Origin of the sequence: Streptomyces sp. NPDC050856 (genome assembly GCF_040653855.1) — a bacterium.
Lineage (GTDB): Bacteria > Actinomycetota > Actinomycetes > Streptomycetales > Streptomycetaceae > Streptomyces.
Map to the genome: position 1 here is coordinate 1 of NZ_JBFAGV010000019.1, position 19106 is coordinate 19106.

Consider the following 19106-nt stretch of genomic DNA (forward strand, 5'->3'; position numbering starts at 1 on the left):
CAGCCGCCGGCTTCGCCCTCAACCACGACCTCGTCGACGACGACGTCACCCAAGCCGTCACCCAACGACGCAAAACCACCCCCTGACAGCACACCACCCGCCGACGCCCAGCCCGCCGTACCTCCTGGAGATCCCGACCATGCGCGCAGCCCCCGTGGACAGCCTGACCGAGAAGACCTTCCCCGCCCGTGTGCTGGAGGCGGAGAAGCCCGTCCTGATCCAGTTCTGGGCCACGTGGTGCGCCCCGTGCCGCATGGTCACGCCGATCGTGGAGCAGCTGGCCGCCGAGCACCAGGACTCCCTGGACGTGGTGAAGGTCAACGTGGACGAGGAACCCGTCCTGGCGGCCCAGCACAACGTCTCCTCCATTCCCGCCTTCGTCGTGTACTCGGACGGCGTCCCCGAGGAGTCGTGGGTCGGCGCCGCGCCCAAGGCTGCCCTGGAGCGGACTCTCGCCGCGTACCTGGGCTGACCCCACTCCCGCCCGGAACAGGAAAGGCCCCCATGAACACACATCACACCGGGGACATCGACCGGGATGCCCTGGGCGCCCAGCTGGAACGCGAAGCCGAGCTGCACACCCCCTTCCTGGAGAAGGCGGCACGCTGGCTGCGGGAACTGATGGGGGGCGACGACGGCGCGGACCTGGCCGTCGGCCGCGTCCTCGACGCCGGCAGCGGCCCGGGGGTGGCCACCTGCCTGCTCGCCCGGACCTTCCCGCACGCCGACGTGGTCGCCGTCGACCAGGACCCGGCCCTGCTGGAGCGGGTACGGCTGCGCGCGGCCAAGCAGCGTCTGAGCGCGCGGGTCTCGGTCCAGCGGGCCGACCTGCCGGGTGAGTTCGACGCGCTGGGCCCGGCGGACCTGATCTGGACGAGCCGCTTCGTGCACCACCTCGGCGACCAGCAGGCGGCGCTGGACGCGCTCTCCGCCACGCTGCGCCCGGGCGGGACACTGGCCGTGGTGGAGAGCGGCCTGCCGCCGCGCTTCCTGCCCCGTGACATCGGCATGGGCCGCCCCGGCTTCCAGGCCCGGCTCGACGCGGTTGTCGAGGACCACTTCGCCTCGCTGCGGGCCGAGCTGCCCGGCTCCACCCGTGTGGTGGAGGACTGGCCGGCCATGATGGCCCGGGCCGGGCTCGTCCCCACCGGGTCGCGCACCTTCCTCACCGACCTCCCGGCCCCGCTGGAGCTGTCGGCCCGCGAGCATCTGCACAGCCACCTGTCACGGCTGCTGGAGCGGATCGGCGACCGGCTCGACGCGGAGGACCGCGCCGTCCTGGAGCGCCTGGTGGACGGCGACGCCTGCACGGGGATCCTCTGGCGCCCGGACGCCTTCTACCTCGCCGCCACCACCGTCCACACCGCCCGGGCCTGCGCCGGGCGGTGACCGCCCGGCGCCCGGCGGCGCCGCCGGCCCCGCGGGACGTCAGGGCCGCCGCGCGGCGGGCGCGGGAACACCGGCTCCGGTGCCCGGCAGCACCACGGACAGTGCCCCGGGCTCCCCCCGCCGGGGGCGCCACTCCCTCGGGTAGCCCAGCGACACCTCACGGAACGGCACTCCGTCGTACCAGGTGACGCGGGGAATGTGCAGGTGCCCGTAGACCACGGCGCGGGCCCGGAACCGGCGGTGCCAGTCGGCGGTGGCCTCGGTGCCGCACCACAGGGCGAACTCCGGGTGCCGCAGCAGCCGGGTGGGCTCCCGCACCAGCGGGTAGTGGTTGACGAGCACGGTCGGCAGCTCCGGGGGGAGCGCCGCCAGGCGCTCCTCGGTGCTCCTCAGCCGCGCCCGGCACCAGTCGGCCCGGCTCGGGTAGGGGTCGGGGTGCAGCAGGAACTCGTCGGTGCAGACCACGCCCTCCTCGTGCGCCACGGCCAGCGCCTGCTCCTCGGTGGAGGTGCCCTCGGGGCGGAAGGTGTAGTCGTACAGCAGGAACAGGGGCGCGACGGCGACCGGGCCCTCCGGGCCGTGCCAGACGGGGTACGGGTCCTCGGGGGTGAGCACGCCCAGGGACCGGCACAGACCGACCAGGTACTCGTACCGCGGCACGCCCCGGTGCTGCACGGGGTCGCCGGGCACCGTCCACAGTTCGTGGTTGCCCGGCGCCCACACGACGGTGGAGAACCGGTCGCGCAGCAGGGTCAGCGCCCATTCGATGTCCGCCGACCGTTCGCCGACGTCCCCGGCGACCAGCAGCCAGTCGTCGTCCGACACGGGCCGCAGCCCTTCGACGATCTCGCGGTTCTCGGCATACCGGACATGCAGATCGCTGATGGCGAGCAACGACACACGTACCTCCACGACATGACGGACCGTCCTTGCGCGCGCCGGGAGCGACGGGCGCCCGCCTTCGGGTCCCGGCCGGTGCCGAGTGGGCCACCGGCCGGCCGGCGGGGGCGCCGATACGGCCGCCGGGCGACGGCGGGCCCGGGGACCGCGATGGATCTCCGGTCGTGGTGCGCGGGGTGCCCGGCCCCGTCGGGGCCGGGCGGACAGGGCCCCACCGGTGTCCGGCGGGGCCCCGGAACATGCCCTGCCGGGCTCAGTGCAGGGTGCCGGGAGGCGCCTCGCCCCATCCCCAGATCGGCACCGTCTCACGCTTGGACACCGCGCCGGGCTGGGAGTTGGCCATCGCTCTGCGCGAGCCCCACTCCATGTAGGAGACGAACGCCTGGCGGAACTCCGGGTCGCTGGGCATGCCGACCTCGTCGGCGGCGTCCAGCATCAGCTCCACCCAGCGCCGGCGCTGCTCGGGCTTGATGGAGCGGCCCCGGTGCCTGGACAGCATGTGCTTGAAGCCGCCGTGCTCCTTGGTGTAGACCTCCGGGCCGCCGAAGACCTCGGCCAGCCAGGCGGCGACGTGCTTGGGGTGGTCGTCGGACATGCGGGCGAAGAGCGGGGCGAGCATCTCGTCCTTGCGGACCTCCCGGTAGAACGCCTCGGTGAGCCGTTCCAACGCCTCTATGCCTCCGGCCCATTCGTACATGGTCGGGACTGATTCCGCCATGGTGCTACCTCCGGTGTTCTGGCTATCCGAGTTCGAGAGTGGTGGTGGCGAAGGCGAGCTCCGCCGGGGCCGTGGGAACCGGCCCCCGGTACATGCGCACGGTGTGGGAGCGCGCGGTGAGCCCCCGGGCGGTGGCCAGGAGGTCCGCCCGCCCGCGCGGCACCGGTACGTCCAGGAAGACCTCCTCGTCCGGGCCGAGGTGCGCGGTCAGGCTGTCGAAGAGCGCCTCGGCGTCCCGCCGGGTGCCGGCGAGCAGCGGGCCGACGCGATGCCCCTCCCGGGCCGGCCGGATCACGCCGTAGCCGGTGATCCGGCCGTCCCTGAGCGCCGCGTAGGCGACATGGCCGGCGGCCGTCAGCCAGCGGTCCAGGAAGCCACGCCGGTCGGCCGGGAAGAACCGCCGGTCGTACGCGGCGACGGCGTCCAGGTGCGCCTGGTTCTCCACGTGCTCGGAGTACCGGGCGGCTCTCGGTCGCCCGGCGCGGCCGGCGTGCCCGGTGGGCCCGGGAAGCCGGACGCGCGCCGAGTGGCCCGGGTGCTCCGGGTGCGCCAGGTGCTTCAGGGTGACGGGCACGGTGTCCGGGGCGACCCTTCCCGACCGCTCCGGGCGCCCGCCGTAGCGGATGGTGTCGTGGGCCGGGGTGAAGCCGGCCCTCCGGTAGTCGGACCTGCGGGCGGGCGCCGCGTCCAGGCCCACGGTGCGGGCTCCGGCGTGCGGCAGGGCCGCGTTCCAGGTGGCGAGGCCGTGGCCCCGCCCCCGGCATTCGGGATCGACCAGGTAGTGCCCGGCGAAGGCGTACTCCGGCGAGTAGTTGACGACCGACATGGCCGAAACCGGCCGGCTGCCGACCCGGCCCAGGAAGAACCCGCCGGGATCGGTGGCGTGGAAGCAGGCCATGTCACCGATACCGGTGTTCCACCCCTCGCCGTCGGCCCACTCCTCCACCGGACGCCAGTCCTCCGGCGTGGCGGTGGTGACGGTGAACCAGCCGTCCGCCGGCGTCACGGACGGCGGCAGGTCGTGATCGCCGGGCGGCGGGGTGCCGAGGATGGTCATCGCGTGGTGCGTCCCTTCTGCTCGCGCCTGTGCGCCGGTGGATGCCGTCCGCCGGCCGGGGCCGGCCGGCGGCGCGCATCGCCCGGACAGCGGGGCTGTCCGTCCGGCTCACAGGCCCAGGGAGCGACCGATCAGTTCTTTCATGATCTCGGTGGTGCCACCGTAGATCGTCTGCACCCTGCTGTTGGCCCACTCCCTGGAGATGGGTGTTTCCTTCAGATAACCGGCTCCCCCGTGGAGTTGCAGACAGCGATTGGCGACCTCGACCTGGAGCTCGGTGGTCCACCACTTCGCCTTGGCGGCGTCGGCCACGGTCAGCCGCCCGGCGTTGAATTCGGAGACGCAGTGATTGAGGAAGACCCGGGCAATCGTGAGTTCGGTCTCCATGGTGGCGAGCACGAAGCGATTGTGCTGGAAGCTGCCGATGGGCTGGCCGAAAGCCTGGCGAGTACGCGCGTACTCCAGGGTGTCGGCCAGCATCTTCTCCGCCGATGCTACCGCCACGGCGGCGATGCTGAGCCGTTCCCGGGGCATTCCGGCCATCAGGTAGGCCGACCCCGCGTTCTGCTTGCCGATCAGGTTCGAGACCGGCACCCGGCAGTCGTCGAAGAACAGCTCGCAGGTGTCGCTGGCCTGCCAGCCCATCTTCTCCATGCGCTTGCCGCGGGTGAAGCCGGGCATGCCCCGCTCCACGACGAGCAGGCTGATTCCCTGCGCGCCGCGCTTCGGTTCGGTCTTCGCGGCCACGACCACCAGGTCGGCGTTCTCCCCGCTGGTGATGAAGGTCTTCTGCCCGTTCAGGACGTAGGCGTCCCCGTCCAGCACGGCGGTGGTGCGGATGTCGGCGACATTGGAGCCGGCGTCCGGCTCGCTCATCGCGATGGCCGCGATGAGCTCACCGGAGCACAGTCCGGGCAGCCAGCGCTCGCGCTGTTCGGGCGAGGTGCGTTCGGCCAGGTACGTCGCGATGACGTCGTTGTGCGCGACGAATCCGGGTGCGGTGACGCCGGCCCGGATCAACTCCTCGGTCAATACGGTGGGGAACCGGAAGTCGCGCTCGCCGCCCCCGCCGTATTCCGTCGGGACGCCTATCCCCAGCAGTCCGGCCTTTCCGGCCTTGCGCCAGAGTTCACGGCTGACGATTCCGTCCTTCTCCCACTGGGCGTGGTACGGGACGGCCTCGCGCGCCAGGAACTCGCGGCACATCGCCCGGAAATCCTCGTGCTGGGACTCGTACAGCTTGTTTTCCATGTTCAACGCTCCCCTGCGCCGGCCCGGTCGGCCACGTCCTCGGCCACGATGGCCAGGACGTCCTTCGGATTCTGGATGGCGGCGAAATGGCCACCCGGAATCTCCACCCGACGGCAGGCGCCGGTGGTGTGTTCCGACCACTGCCACATGTGGTCGGGCGCCACATAGGCGTCCTCCCGCGCGGCGATCAGGGTCAGCGGGTGATCCACGCGGAGGGCCTTCTGCTGCGGGAACTGGCGGCGGACGACGTAGTCCTCCCGCATCAGCCGCACCAGGTACCGGCTCATCGCGCTGCTGGACAGCAGCTCGGGCGCGGTGCCGCCGTCCTCGGCGATCTTGGTGAGCAGTTCCTCGTCGGTGAGCGAGTCGGTGTCGTCGGGCTGCTGGAGGGCCGGTGGCAGGGCCGCCGAGAGAACGGCGCGCACCGGGGCCTGTCCCGTGGAGCGGGCCACGGCGGCTCCGACGGCCAGGCTCACCATCGCGCCGAAGCTGTGCCCGAAGGTCGCGTACCGGACGTCGGGGTCGTCGGCCCGGGCCTGGGCGAGGTCGGCGGCCACATGGTCGGCCATGGCCGCCACGAGCGTGTCGAAGTCGGTGGCCTTCGGCTCCCGGATGCGGGTGCCGCGGCCCGGCTGGTCGACTCCGTGGACCCGCAGCAGGGGGCCGCCCGGGGTGATCCACGGCCGGTACACCAGTGAGGTGGCGCCGGCGTGCGGGAAGCAGTACAGCCGTACCGCTGAGCGTGACGAAGGATGCATGGGGGTCACTCCTTCGTGTTGCTGGTGATTTTCTCGGCCAGCATGATGGTGGTCAGGTTGGTGGGGGCGCTGGGGATGCTGGGGAACACCGACGCGTCGACGATCCGGAGGTTCTCGGTGCCGTGGACGCGGCCCTCCTGGTCCACCACCGACATCGGGTCGTCGGCGGGACCCATCCGGGCCGAACCGGTGGCGTGCCAGCCGGGGTTCATGATGTTGCGGACGCCGCTGCGCAGCACCTTGTCGTTCTCGATCATCCGGTCGGTCCAGAACTGCTGCCCGTCGAAGCGCTCGGCGAGCGCGGGCGACTGCAGGATGCTCCACGCCTTGCGGACGCCGTGGGCCAGACGCTCGATGTCGTCGGGGACCGAGCCGAAGCCGAGCTCGACCACCGGCTTGCTGCGCGGGTCGGCGTCGTCGATGTACACCCGGCCGCGAGAGGCCGGCCGCATCAGCATGACCGAGATGCCCACCACCATGGGTACGCCCAGCCGGTCCACGAACCCCGGGATGGTGGAGCTCTCCACGTTGTTGAGCAGCCCGACCTGGAGGTCGGTGTCCCCGTCGAAGCCGCTGGACATCCGGGCCGCCACCTGGCGCCAGGGCAGGCCGGGCGTGCACACGCCCGGCTTGGGCATCGACCAGATGACGACCGAGGGGTGGTCGACCAGGTTCTCGCCGACACCCGGCAGGTCCACCACCGGGGTGACACCCAGCGCCGCGGACAGGGCGGCCGGGCCGACACCGGAGCGCATCAGGACGGCCGGTGTACCGATCGCGCCCGCGCACAGGGTGACGTTGGCGGCCCGCACGGTCGCCAGGTGGCCGTCCCGCTCCACCTCGACGCCGATCGCGCGGTTGCCCTCGAAGAGGACGCGGGTGACCCGGGTGTCGGTGCGCACCTCCAGGTTGGGGTACTCGCGTGCCGCGGTCAGGTACGCGGTCGCGGTGTCGACCCGCTCGCCGTCGATCGCGTTGGACGGCACCGCGCCGACGCCGTCGTCCGCACCCGAGTTGAGGTCGGGCTGGTCGGCGACACCCATCCGGTTGCACTCGTCCCAGAACGCCGCGTCCAGTTCGTGCAGGTTCTCCCGCCGCGGCCGGCGGATGGGAATCAGTCCGCTGTCGCCGTGCCGGCTGCCCGGGAAGTCGGGGTCGTTCTCGATCTCCTTGTAGAACGGCAGCACCTGCTCCCAGGACCAGTCGGGGTTGCCGAGTGCCACCCAGTCCTCGAAGTCGCGGGGCAGGGCGCGCAGGGCGACGGCGCCGTTCACCGCGGAGGAGCCGCCCACCACCTTGCCGAGCTGGTAGGGGAACCGCTGCCACAGGGCGCGGGCCGGCTGCTCCTCGGGCCGTACGCCGTCGCGCAGCAATTTGTCCAGCCGGCCGCTGCCGCGCAGGTTGGCCCGGTAGTCCCAGTTGAACCCGTCCAGGACCAGCTTGCTGGCGTCCCGCAGCGGGTTGCTGGCGGGGTCCTGGCCGGCCGGCTGCTCACCGCCGGCTTCCAGGAGCAGCACCCGCCGGCCGTTCCTGGCCGCGAGCCGGCTCGCCACGACGGAACCGGCGGAGCCGCCTCCGACGATCACGTGGTCCCATTCGGGTGCGGCCTGGCTCATGCTTCCGACTCCTTGATCGACGCGATGATCTCGGCGAAGGCCGTGATGGTCGAGTTCATGAACAGGCCCTCGATCACTTCCTGTTCGGCGGCCGAGCTGATCCCGAACTCGGTGCGGAGGTGGCGGATGATCCCGACGGCGTGCAGCGAGTCGCCGCCGACGTCGAAGAAGCCGTCCTCGGTGCCGAAGTCGCTGTGCCCGAGCTGCTCGGACCAGATGGCGAGGAGCCGTTCCTCGATCTCGTTGGTGGGCATCGCCCGCTGGTCGGTCTCGGTGCCCTCGTTCCACGGGGTGGGCAGGGCGGCCAGGTCGATCTTGCCGTTGGGGGTGAGCGGCAGGCTGTCCAGGGTGACGTAGTGGCTGGGCACCATGTAGCTGGGCAGCAGGCCCGCCAGTGCCTCGCGCAGGACCGCCGGGTCGGGGGCGGCGGCGTCCTCGGCCACGATGTACGCGGCGACCTGGCGCTGTCCGGTGCGCGGGTGGGCGGGGGCGGTGACCAGCGCCTGGCGGACGCCGGGCTGGTGGCCGAGGGCGGCCTCGATCTCGCCGAGCTCGACCCGGTAGCCGTTGATCTTCACCTGGTGGTCCAGGCGCCCGAGGATCTCGATGTCCCCGCCGGGCAGGTAGCGGCCCAGGTCGCCGGTCTTGTACAGGCGCTCACCGGTGACCGGGTGGGTGAGGAATCGTTCCTGCGTACGTACCGGGTCGGCCCAGTAGCCCATCGCCACGCCGACCCCACCGATGTAGATCTCGCCCGTCACCCGGGTGGGGCAGGGTTCGAACCACTCGTTGTGGACGTGCAGCGTCTGGTTGGCGAGCGGCTTGCCGTACGGGATGCTCGTCCACTGCGGAAGCACTTCCCCGATCGGGTAGTGCACCGACCAGATCGAGCCCTCCGTCGCGCCGCCGAGGCTGATCACGTTCATCGCCGGGAACCGCTTGCGGATCTGGTCCGGCAGGTCGACCGGGATGAAGTCGCCGCTGAGCAGCGCCAGTCGGAGGCGCTCCCCGCGCGGGGCGTCGATCCCGTCGTGCGACTCGATCCACATCCGCATCGGCGCCGGCACGCTGTTCCAGATGGACACGCCGTACCGGTCGACCAGCTCGGACCAGTGGGCGACATCGTTGCCCCGTTCCACCGAGGGCACCACGATCGCGCCGCCGGCCCCGAGGACGCCGAAGATGTCGTACACGGACAGGTCGAAGTTGGTGGGCGCCAGGGCCAGTACCCGGTCGTGCTCGTCGACACCGAAGCGCTGGTTGATGTCCTGGACCGTGTTGGCCGCGCTGCGGTGCGAGATCATCACGCCCTTGGGCTCACCGGTGGAGCCCGAGGTGAAGATGACGTAGGCGAGGTCGTCGTGACCCTGCACGCTCTCCAGCGGCCCGGCGCCGCAGGCGCGGGTGGCGTCGTCCTCCAGGGTGACGATCTCGACGCCGTCGGGCCAGATCAGCCCGTCGCGCAGCTCGGGCTCGGTGACCACGACCTTCGCCCGGCACTGCCGCAGCAGCTTGTGGCGGCGCTGCTCGGGCAGTTCGGGGTCGATCGCCACGTACGCCGCGCCGGAGTGGAGGACGCCCAGCAGGGCGGAGATCTGCTCACCGCCCGGGCGCATCGAGACGGCGATCATCGTGTTGGGCTCGGCGCCGGACTCGCGCAGTCTGCGCCCGAGCCGGTGCGCGTCCTCGGTCAGCCGCCGGTAGGTGAACTCGGCACCGTCGGCGATGACCGCCACCGCGTCGGGCCGGCGCCGGGCGGCTTCGGCCACCAGCTCGTGCAGCCGGGCGGGCGGGATGTCCGTGGCGGTCGCGTTGGCCCGCTCCCGCTCCTCGGCCTGGGCGCGCGGCAGCGGTACGACACCCCCGGTCCGGCCCCATACCGCCTCGTCGTCCACCAGCCGGTCCAGCAGCTCGCGGTACGCCGCGAACATCGCCTCCAGCATCCCGGAGGGGAACAGCCCGTCCACGGCGTTCCAGTTCAGGTGGAGGTCGCCGTTCTCCTCGGTGATCTGGTTCTCCAGCCACACCTGCGGGGTCTGGCTGCTGCCGTGCACCAGCTCGCCGAAGGGGTGGGCGCTCTCCCCGGCGCCGCGCGGGCCACGGGTGCCGGCGTCCTGGAGCATGCTGGAGAACACCACGGGCATCGACACGCTCCGCCCGTCGCCCTGCTTGCGGGTCAGCTCGCGCAGCACCCGGATGCCGCTGTGCGCGGAGTGGGCCAGGTCCGCGAGCAGCCGGCCCTGCACCCCGGCGGCGCGCTCGGCGAAGGTCTCGTCGGCCCGGCCGCCGACGGCGAGCAGGCTGGGCGAGAGGAAGTCGCCCATGATCCGGTCGATCTGCGGGTGCAGCGGCAGCCGGTTGAGGAGGGTGAGCGTCACCGTGAATTCCTGCCGCCTCGACCAGGTGCGCAGCACCTCGGTGTACGCGGCGAGCAGCAGCGCCGACGGGGTGAGCCCCCGGCGGACGGCCACCTCGGTGAGGGCGGCCCAGCGCTCGGCGGGTACCACCGCGTGGTGCCGGACGAAGGAGGGGCGGCCGAGCCGCTCGGGTGCCACGGCGAGGGGCAGGTCGGGGGCCGGCGGCAGCTCGTCGAGGCGCGAGAGCCAGTACCGGGCCGCCTCGGTGGCGACCGGCTCGCCCTCCAGCGCCTGCTCGGCCAGGACGTAGTCGCGGAAGGACAGTTCCAGCGGCTCGGGCGACCAGGACGGGTCGTCGTAGTACCGGCGCCACTCGGTCAGCATGAGGGAGAGGCTGCGGACGTCCACGAACAGCAGGTCCATGCTGACGTGCAGGCGGACGCGGTCCTCGTCCAGGAGCGTGGCGCGGATGTCGAACAGCGGCCACTGGTCGGTGGGCAGGACCTGGTCGGCGAGTTCGGTGCGGATCTGGTCGAGCGTCCCCACCTGCTCGTCGGCCGACCTGCCCCGCAGGTCCGTCGTCCTGATGCGGTAGGGAGCGACCTGGTCGAGGACGCGCTGCTTGCCGTCGGGCGCGGCCACCGCCCGCAGCATGTCGTGCCGGTCGACGACCTTGTGGAGGGCGGCCTCCAGCCGGGGCATGTCCAGGCCGTTGCTCTCGAACTCCAGGTAGTAGTGGCTGGAGACGCCGCCCAGTTCCAGGCCCTTGGTACGCCCGATGAGGTAGGCGTGCTGGATGTCGGTGAGGGGGAAGGCCTCGTGCCGTGCCTCCGGCCGAGGCTGTATGCGCGGCAGGTTCGGCGGGTGCGGGTTCCCCCGGAGCAGGGCGACCAATGCGTCGCGGTGTTCGGCGACGGCGTCGCGAAGTCGCGGCGGGAGGTCGCCCTTCGGGTCGTCGACGTCCAGGCCCTCGCCGTTCAGGCGAAGACCGACACGGTGATTCCGTAACTCGGCAAGAAGCTCTTCCATTATGTGTCCGTGCCTCTCTTCAGTGCTTCGCATTGACTTCCTTGAGCAGGCAGACCCCGAGCGCCGAAGCGGGCAATCGACAAAAACGTCCACGGGAAAAGCCCTTACCCGGGCAAGCCCTTACGGGAAAACCTGCACAGCGTCGGACGCACGGACAGAAAACGGTGACCCCACTCTGTCCGCCCGTACGGATAGTCGGCTTTTTGATCTTAGCGAGACCCCCACATCGCTTCGTATCGTAAACACGACATGTACTCGTTGACAAGATCACCTCGAACCGGACACATGGGCAGCACGCCGATTCCCGACTGACAAGGGCGCCTCATTGAGTTGACCGAAAGTGGCGGCCCGGCAGTGACTTTGGGCCGCTCAGCAGGCCGGGATGCGTCCGGATCGGGATCCTCCGCGTCCACTTCTATCCGGTACCCGCACAACCCGCGCGGACAGCCGGGCAGGTCCGGGCTATCGCCGACGCCTTTCACGCCCTGACTTACCGGGAGTCATAACTATTTCTTGGCGGCGTCATAGCATTTACTTATTGACGACTCCCGGCGAAGATCGCGACCGCGGGGAAACTTCCGGCCATCCAGCATTGTCGGCATATGCCCCCAACCCCTCACAGGAAGCCCGGCTCCCGTCGGCCCGGCCGGGTACGGGACAGGGCCGGACCCCTCGCCCCGGCCCCCGCCGGCCCGGCCGGGAACACCGGCCGGCCATGCCCAACTCCCTCTCGTGCAGGGCACCTTGCGGCAGCGGCGGACGGGAGGCGGCCCCGGGCGGGAGCTGGGCGGGCACCGCCTCCGGCCCGCCCACCGGGTCCCGGGAGCCTTGGAATCAAGCCATCAGCAGCGAAAACACGCCCAATCGCGATCGGCACGCCTGAAGTGCCGAGCCCCCGGGGAACATCCACCCTGTTGACCCGGGGAAAGCTGCGTGCATCATGGCCCTATGACCGAACAGCAGACTCCCCCGCCCCGCATACTCGTCGGCGCCGCAGGTTCCGTTTCCGTGACAATGCTGCCCACGTACCTCAACGAGATGCGCTCCCAGCTCGGTGGCACCTACACCGTGTTAATGACGCACACGGCCGCCCAGTTCCTCCCGCCGCACACGGTGGGCATTTATGCCGAGCGCGTGGTCAGCGGCGAGTCTCCTTCCGACTGGCCGACCGACAAGCCTTCTCTGCTGGTGGCCGACCACGACATCCTGGTGGTCCTGCCCGCGACCGCGAACACCCTGTCCGCCGCCGCCACCGGCGCCGCCCCGAACCGTCTTTCCACGATCGTTCTGGCCTCGAACTTCCCGGTCGTCTTCTTTCCGGTGATGGGCAGCCACATGTGGAACAAGCCCGCGGTCAAGCGGAACATCGCCCAGATCCGGGAGGACGGCCACCATGTCGCCGACCCGGTGTGGCACGACAGTTTCGATGTCGTCTCGCGGGGTTTCACGCACCACCCGAGCCTGCCCTCGCCGACCCAGGTCGCCGAGATCGTCGGTGAGTTGCTGAGCAAGCACCGCTCGGCCTGACCATCGGCCGATCAGAGGTCCCCGACCCCTGACGGAGCCCCGCCCCCGCACGGTGTGAACCGGGGGCGGGGCTCGGCCCGGTGGTACGGCACCCCTCCACCGGGCGCCCCCTCCCGTACACGGGGGCGGGCGCGGCGGCGGGGGCACCGGGGCGTCCGCGGCGCGTCGCCCCGCCATCACCCGGCGGCCCACTCATGCCCCGGCATGGCCGCGGCACGGCCCGGCCATGGCCCCGATCGCGCTCGCCGCTCCCACCCGCCCACGCCCCGGCCCGCTCACGGCGCGCCGCGCGGACGGCGCCGGCCGCCGCACCACTCCCCACCGGGCTCCCACCGCCCGGTTTTTGGCGCGCATTCACCGTCACATGCGGTGGATGGATTCCGGGCCGCTGTCGTGTTCCGTCGCCGCGCCTCGCCTGTTCAGGCGCTTTGCCGTTTCCGGGACAGTCATTGACGGTTCCCATACCCTTCCATTACTTTTCACCCCGATCGAGCGGGGCGCCCTCAGTGGCTGCTTTCCGCAGTCGCATTCCGCACAGATCGAGCGCGCCCTCCTCACATGGCGGTCTTCCGTCGTGCCCCGGCCAGCGGGGCCGACCGGGGGCGGTGACAACGGCCGGCCCGCTTCCGACCTGGTACGACCGGTCGGCGGCGGAACGGTGAGGCGCGGGGCGACGAGCACGATTCCCGGCATGCCGACGTGGTGTGCCGCCGGCCGCGCCGTTCCCACCGATTCCCCAGCTCTTTCCAGACCGTCGGCACATACGACCTTCCTTCCAGCAATGTCGCACGGGTGCCGCGAGCACCCCGGAAGAACGGGACACGCATGAATGCCAACCATGGCCCGCAGGGCCGCAACCCGGATGTTCTTGTCGTGGGCAACGGTGCCCTGGGGCTCTCCCTGGCGCTGGTCCTGGCGCGAAGAGGACAGCGGGTGGCGGTACTCGGGGAGACCCACCGCCCCTGGGCGGGATCGACGGCGGCCGGCGCCATGCTCGGCGCCTTCGGTGAGATCACCACCTCGCTGGTGGCCAGCCAGTACGGCCGGACCAAGCTGGAGCTCGGCATCCGGGCCACCCGGATGTGGCCCCAGTGGCTGGCCGAGCTGGAGGAGGAGGCCGGCGCCGACGACGCCCCCGGCGTCCGGACCGCCGACGGCACCACCGTCATCCTCAACGCCATCGGCATCCCCGAGATCGACGATGCCAACTTCGCCGCCATCCGTGCCGAACTGGTGCGCTACTCCGAGCCGTTCGAGGACGTGGAACCCGCCGACCTGGAGTGGGTGGACGCCGAGCCGATATCCCGTCCGCTGAAGGCGTTCCACATCCCCGGTGAGCACGCGGTGAACCCGGCCGCCCTCCTGGCGCGGATGGAGGCCGCCTTCCTCAGGGCGGGCGGCACCTTCGTCACCGGCCTCGCGACCGGGGTCGAGTACACCGGGGACCGCGTCACCGGGGTGACCCTGGCCGGCGGGGAGAGACTGAGCGCGGATCAGGTGGTGCTGGCCGCCGGCTCCCGCACCCAGACCCTCCTGGACACGCTGCCCGTCGGCCCGCGCATCCCTCCGCTGGTCAGCGGCTACGGCGTCTCGGCGCTGGTCAGGACGGTGGACGGGACAGCGCCGCGCAGCATCATCCGTACCCCCAACCGCTCCTTCGCCTGCGGACTGCACCTGCTGCCCCGGGGCGAGGGTGAGGTCTACGTCGGCGCCACCAACATCATCTCTCCGGAGCCTCGCGAGATCCCGGAACTGCGGGACGTGGTCTTCCTGCTGACCTGCGCCCACCGCCAGGTGCGGCGCAACCTCGCGGAGGGTGGTGTCGCCAAGGTCCAGGTCGGCAACCGGCCGGTGTCCATGGACGGCTTCCCGCTGCTGGGCCAGGGCGGCATGGACGGGCTGTGGATCATGAGCGGCACCTACCGGGACGGGCTGCACCTGTCACCGCTGCTGGCGGGGGAGATCGCCGCCCGGATCCTGGGTGAGGAGACGGAGACCGACCTCAGCCTGTTCAACCCGGTACGGCCGCCGCTCCAGGCCTGGAGCCGCGAGGAGATCGTGGAGAGCCTGGTGCACCACGCCATCGCCATCGGCTACGAGCAGGACTGGAAGCTGCCGGTCGAGTGGCACGGCTGGATCGAGAGCGACATGCGCCCGGCCGTGGTCCGCTGGGCGGACGAGCTCGACCCGGAGTTCACTCCCCCGCCCGAGCTGCTCTTCCACTCGCGGTTCAGCCCCGAACTGGCCAAGACCCTGCGGGAGTACTACGCCGCGACCCGGGCGACGCACGGCTGAGCACCGGTTCGGGCTGAGTCTCCCCCGAGCTCAGCACGGCCACGGACCGGCGTGCCCGGCCGCCCCGCCGCCGTACGTCACGGCCACCGTCACCGCCCCTCAGCGGTGACGGTGGCCGCGCCCGGTGACCCGGCCCCGCGGGCCGCTACCTCGGTGCCGCTCCGGCCGGCGCCGTCTCGGCCCGCGCGGGCCCGTCGGACACCGGACGGTCCGGGCGCACCAGGGCGACGGCCGCGAGCGCCGCGGCGAGGTAGACGGCACCGGCCGTGCCGTAGGCCCAGCCGTAGCCGGCGACCACGTCGGCCCGGGTGGCCGCGACGGACATCAGCGCGGCCAGGCCGACCGTGGGGCCGAGCTCCATGGCGGTGTTCATGACGCCGCCCGCCAGTCCCGCCTGGTGCGGGGGCACACCGGCGGTGGACAGGACGGCCGAGCCGGAGAAGACCAGGGACAGGCCGACCGGCAGCAGGATCAGTCCCGGCATCATGCCCAGGACGAAGGTGGTGTCCCGGCCGACGCCGGCCAGCAGCGCCAGCCCGGCGGCGCCGATCACCAGGCCCGCGACGGTGGCCTTGTGCGCCCCGAACCGTCCCACCACCGGGCCCATCGCCCGGCTCGTCAGGATGAGCGCCACCGTGAAGGGCAGGAACGCGCCCGTCGTCTCCAGCGGCGTCCAGCCCCGCTCCTGCTGGAGGTAGATGGAGAGCAGGAAGGTCACCAGGCCGACCCCCGCCGCCGCGAGCAGCATCCCGGCGAGTCCCACCAGGCGGCGCGGCTCCAGGGTGAACCCCGGCGGCAGCAGCGGGTCACGGACCCGGCGCTCCACCGCCAGGAACGCCACCACCAGCACCACACCGACGACCAGCGGCACGAGCACGGCGGCCGAGGTCCACGGGTGGTCCCCGGTCAGGATCAGCCCGTAGCTGCCGACCGAGATGCCGATGGTGGCCAGTACCGCGCCGACCGGGTCCAGGCCCGGGCGGGCCCGGGAGCCGTCGTCGGCGGGCCCGGCGGGCAACAGGCCGCGGGTGACGGCCAGGCCGACGACCGCGACCAGGACGGGTACGGCGAACATCCACCGCCAGGACACCCAGGTGGTGACGGTGCCCGAGACGAGGGTGCCCAGGGCCGAGCCCAGCACGGACACGCCTCCCCAGGTGGCCATCGCCCGGCCGAACGCGGCCGGCTCGGTGAACACCGCGCGCAGCACCGCGAGCGCCGCCGGCGCGGTCATCGCCGCCCCGATGCCCTGGGTGAAGCGCACCGCCACCAGGGTCTCGGCGTTGGGCGCCAACGCGGCCAGCGCCGAGGCGAGTCCGAAGACCACCAGCCCCGTCACGAACACGCGCCGGCCGCCGTACCGGTCGGCGAGCCGCCCGCCGAACAGCAGCAGCCCGCTGTAGGGCAGTCCGTACGCGGCGGTGACCAGCACCAGTTCCGTCGTACCGATGCCGAACTCCCGGCCGATGACCGGCAGCGGTACGGAGATCAGGGTGATGGTGAAGATCAACGTCGCCTGGACGATGCCGAGCACCGCGAACGCGAGACCGGCCCTGGGCGGCGCGCCGCGGCCGTCTCCGGCTGCCGTGTCCTCTCTCTCGGGGGGTGATGGCTGTTCACTGACACTGTCCGCGGGACCTGTGGGCATGGCTGGGATGTCTCCTGATTCATGGCAGGGCCCGAGCTCTCACGCCCGGGTGCGCGACGGTGGTGCGGCTTCGGCGGCCGACGGCCCCGACACGGTGTCGCCGCGGTGGTCTCCGGTACGGCGTGCGCGGTCGTCACCGGCGGCGCCCGAGCCCCGACCGGCCGCGCGCACGGCGCCGTTCACCGCGTGGACCCCCGTCCTCCCCCGTCTCCGACCACCACCGTGCCGTGCACCGGATCCTTCGCGGCGTGCTCTCGGGGCTGATGGCGACCGCCTCTGCCGGAAAGGCTGGGCCCGGTACCCGGCGGCGGGCAATCTTTGTTGCCGTTTCCGGGACGGGCGTTGACGGCCCCCGGCCACGCGGTGGCCGCACGCCCCGCCCGGCCCCCGGTCAGGCGGACAGGCTCCGTTCCAGCGGGGTGCGGAAGCGGGGCGTGACCCGGGTGCCGCCCAGCCAGGAGTGCAGGCGGGCGGCCTCCGCCTCGACGGCCGCCAGCGCCTCACGGCCCGGGTCGGTGAGCGTCTTCCAGACGAGTTCGCCGTCCGGGCGCTGGGCCCAGCCGCCGATGACGGCGCCGTTCCACCAGACCGTGGGGCCGATGTTGCCGCTGCGGTCGAACAGGGCCGCGTGGTGGGCGGGGTCGGGGTCGATGTACCAGTCGCGCCGCCGCCAGCCCATGGCGGTGGGGTCCAGGGCCGGGAGGAAGGCCGCCCACGGCTCCGGCGCCTCGGTGGGGCCCGTGTCGCCGGGCAGCACATGGCCGGTGCCGTCGCCGAGGTCCACGTCGAGCGCGCCCACCGCCCCGAGGGCCCGGCGCACGTCGGTCACCCGCCAGCCGGTCCACCACTTCAGGTCCGCCTCGGTGGCCGGTCCGTAGGCGGCGAGCCAGTGGCGGACCAGCGTCGACTGCGCCTCGGCCACCGGGAGTTCGGGCAGTGCGGGCGCGATCGCCCAGCGGAACTGGCTGGAGGTCCACGAGCCGAGCGGCCTGCCGCGCACCACACGGTTCTCGGTGCCCAGGAGGCGCAGGAGGCGTGAGGAGACGGACTGGAGCTGCTCGTAGCCGGTGCCGGGGGCGTGGACGAAGCGTTCCCGCAGGCGCGGCTCGTCCTGGGCGAGTTCGGCGGCGGTGGCCTCGCCCCGGCGTTCCAGGGCGGCCAGGACCGACTCCTCGACGTCCGTCAGCCATGCCTCGTCGAAGGCGCTGCCCGCCTTGAGCTGCTTGACCAGCGTGGCGCGTTCGCGCGCCGCGACGGCGTGAGTGGTGGAGGACTGGACGACCGGCGCCAGGGCGGTGGGCACCACGAACACGGTGTGGCGCATGCCGTGCATACGGACCAGGGTGCGGTCCTCGTACAGGGCCCGCTCCATGGCCGCCACCGGCCCGGCCGGGCCGGTGAGGCGGGCACCCGCCGCGAGGTGGACCGTGGCCGGGTCGGTGCCGTGCAGGGCGGTGAGCGAGCCGGCGACCACCTCGACCGTGGCCGCGCGGGCGGCGGGCGCCAGGTGGTGGCGCACGGCGAGGCGGCGCCGGCGCTCCTCGGCGGTGATACAGGGACGGGAAGGAGCCATGGACCGAAACGTACTCATGGGCACCGGGGCCCGACACACGTGCCGGTGACGGGCGCACCGCGAAGGGGGCGGGCGCCGACGGGGCGTGCCCCACCGGCGCGCGGTGACGGTGCGGCCGGGCGCCGGCCGGGTGGCGAGCGGGCCGTCCGGGCCCGCCGCGTGACGGGCCGACCGTCCGGGCCCGCCGCGTGGCGCGGCGGGCCCGGACGCGGCCGCTCAGCGGCCGGCGCGGATCAGCGTGCGCACCATGCGGCAGGTGGTGTCGGACGGCGGGTGGACGCCGACGCGCTCCGCCGTGCCCCGTATGGTCTCGTTGTCGGCCTTCGACGGGTGGTAGACGCCCGAGTCCAACAGGGCGATGGCCAGGCGCATGGCCTTCAGGCGGCGGTTGTGGGACACGTACCACTCGCGGGGACGGCCCGCCGGGAGTGGCTTCCTGCGCAAGGGCTGCCAGGGTTCGATGGGCAGGGTCGGGACTGTGGCGACGGCCATCGGCGACCTCCTGGTGCGTGGCGTGGGGCCCTCCCCCGGGCCCTCACTGACTCCTTCGATTTTACTCGCCGGCACTGACAATCGGCCCTGGTCGGACCGGCTTTGACGGGCTTTGGACGGTACCGTGGCGGCATGGAGATCTGGATCAACCCGGCCTGCTCGAAGTGCCGTGGCGCGGTGCGCCTGCTCGATGAGGAAGGGGCGCGGTACACCGTCCGCCGCTACCTGGAGGACGTGCCCTCGGTGGACGAGATCCGTGACGTCCTGACCCGGCTCGGACTGGAGCCGTGGGACATCACCCGTACGCGGGAGGCCGCCGCCGAGGAGCTCGGCCTCAAGGACTGGCCGCGCGACGCGGACTCGCGCGAGCGGTGGATCACGGCGCTGACGGAGCACCCGAAGCTGATCCAGCGCCCGATCATCACGGCCGACGACGGTACGGCGGTGGTGGCCCGGACGGACGAGGCGGTCCGCGACGCGCTGCGCCGCTCCTGAG

General features: G+C 72.3%; 15 protein-coding genes. 5 read left to right on the forward strand and 10 right to left on the reverse strand.

From position 1 onward, the window contains the following. Window positions 1-139 precede the first annotated feature (139 nt). Both trxA and AB0H53_RS18365 read left to right on the forward strand, forming a co-directional pair. Complete coding sequence (gene trxA / locus AB0H53_RS18360; protein ID WP_362113821.1) at window positions 140-472, forward strand: thioredoxin; 333 nt, start codon at window positions 140-142, stop codon at window positions 470-472. 32 nt (window positions 473-504) lie between these two features. Further along, window positions 505-1389: a class I SAM-dependent methyltransferase gene (locus AB0H53_RS18365; protein WP_362113824.1), complete on the forward strand. Its 885-nt coding sequence runs from the start codon at window positions 505-507 to the stop codon at window positions 1387-1389. Between the two features lie 39 nt (window positions 1390-1428). Here the strand turns inward: AB0H53_RS18365 and AB0H53_RS18370 are convergent, their stop codons facing one another. From AB0H53_RS18370 to AB0H53_RS18400, 7 genes are all read right to left on the reverse strand, one after another. Continuing rightward, complete coding sequence (locus tag AB0H53_RS18370; protein ID WP_362113827.1) at window positions 1429-2289, reverse strand: metallophosphoesterase; 861 nt, start codon at window positions 2287-2289, stop codon at window positions 1429-1431. A gap of 253 nt (window positions 2290-2542) precedes the next feature. After that, entirely contained in the window at window positions 2543-3007 is a 465-nt protein-coding gene (locus AB0H53_RS18375) for a group II truncated hemoglobin (protein ID WP_362113829.1), read from the reverse strand. A 22-nt stretch (window positions 3008-3029) separates the two neighbouring features. Continuing rightward, window positions 3030-4064, reverse strand: coding sequence for a GNAT family N-acetyltransferase (locus AB0H53_RS18380; RefSeq protein WP_362113832.1), 1035 nt, complete (start codon window positions 4062-4064; stop codon window positions 3030-3032). A 108-nt stretch (window positions 4065-4172) separates the two neighbouring features. Further along, window positions 4173-5315 carry an acyl-CoA dehydrogenase family protein gene (locus AB0H53_RS18385; protein ID WP_362113835.1) on the reverse strand — a complete coding sequence of 381 codons (1143 nt, stop codon included), beginning with the start codon at window positions 5313-5315 and terminating at the stop codon, window positions 4173-4175. 2 nt (window positions 5316-5317) lie between these two features. Then, complete coding sequence (locus AB0H53_RS18390) at window positions 5318-6073, reverse strand: alpha/beta fold hydrolase (protein WP_362113838.1); 756 nt, start codon at window positions 6071-6073, stop codon at window positions 5318-5320. Window positions 6074-6078: 5 nt separating this feature from the next. Continuing rightward, window positions 6079-7689 carry a GMC family oxidoreductase gene (locus AB0H53_RS18395; protein ID WP_362113841.1) on the reverse strand — a complete coding sequence of 537 codons (1611 nt, stop codon included), beginning with the start codon at window positions 7687-7689 and terminating at the stop codon, window positions 6079-6081. Next, a complete protein-coding gene (locus AB0H53_RS18400; protein WP_362113844.1) occupies window positions 7686-11075 on the reverse strand; it encodes an amino acid adenylation domain-containing protein in 3390 nt (1129 codons plus the stop codon). Before AB0H53_RS18400 ends, AB0H53_RS18395 begins: the two co-directional genes overlap by 4 nt. Before the next feature lie 948 nt (window positions 11076-12023). Between AB0H53_RS18400 and AB0H53_RS18405 the strand changes: the two genes are divergently transcribed. Both AB0H53_RS18405 and AB0H53_RS18410 read left to right on the forward strand, forming a co-directional pair. Beyond that, window positions 12024-12602, forward strand: a complete 579-nt coding sequence (locus AB0H53_RS18405; RefSeq protein WP_362113847.1) for a flavoprotein — start codon at window positions 12024-12026, stop codon at window positions 12600-12602. 825 nt (window positions 12603-13427) lie between these two features. Then, window positions 13428-14897: an FAD-dependent oxidoreductase gene (locus tag AB0H53_RS18410; RefSeq protein WP_362113850.1), complete on the forward strand. Its 1470-nt coding sequence runs from the start codon at window positions 13428-13430 to the stop codon at window positions 14895-14897. Between the two features lie 145 nt (window positions 14898-15042). Here the strand turns inward: AB0H53_RS18410 and AB0H53_RS18415 are convergent, their stop codons facing one another. From AB0H53_RS18415 to AB0H53_RS18425, 3 genes are all read right to left on the reverse strand, one after another. Further along, window positions 15043-16545: an MFS transporter gene (locus AB0H53_RS18415; RefSeq protein ID WP_362113853.1), complete on the reverse strand. Its 1503-nt coding sequence runs from the start codon at window positions 16543-16545 to the stop codon at window positions 15043-15045. Between the two features lie 391 nt (window positions 16546-16936). Continuing rightward, a complete protein-coding gene (locus tag AB0H53_RS18420; RefSeq protein ID WP_362113856.1) occupies window positions 16937-18118 on the reverse strand; it encodes a winged helix DNA-binding domain-containing protein in 1182 nt (393 codons plus the stop codon). A gap of 216 nt (window positions 18119-18334) precedes the next feature. Further along, window positions 18335-18610: a hypothetical protein gene (locus tag AB0H53_RS18425; RefSeq protein WP_362113859.1), complete on the reverse strand. Its 276-nt coding sequence runs from the start codon at window positions 18608-18610 to the stop codon at window positions 18335-18337. A 132-nt stretch (window positions 18611-18742) separates the two neighbouring features. Here AB0H53_RS18425 and AB0H53_RS18430 point away from each other — a divergent pair, with 132 nt between their 5' ends. Next, entirely contained in the window at window positions 18743-19105 is a 363-nt protein-coding gene (locus AB0H53_RS18430) for an arsenate reductase family protein (protein ID WP_362113862.1), read from the forward strand. Window position 19106: the final 1 nt, after the last annotated feature.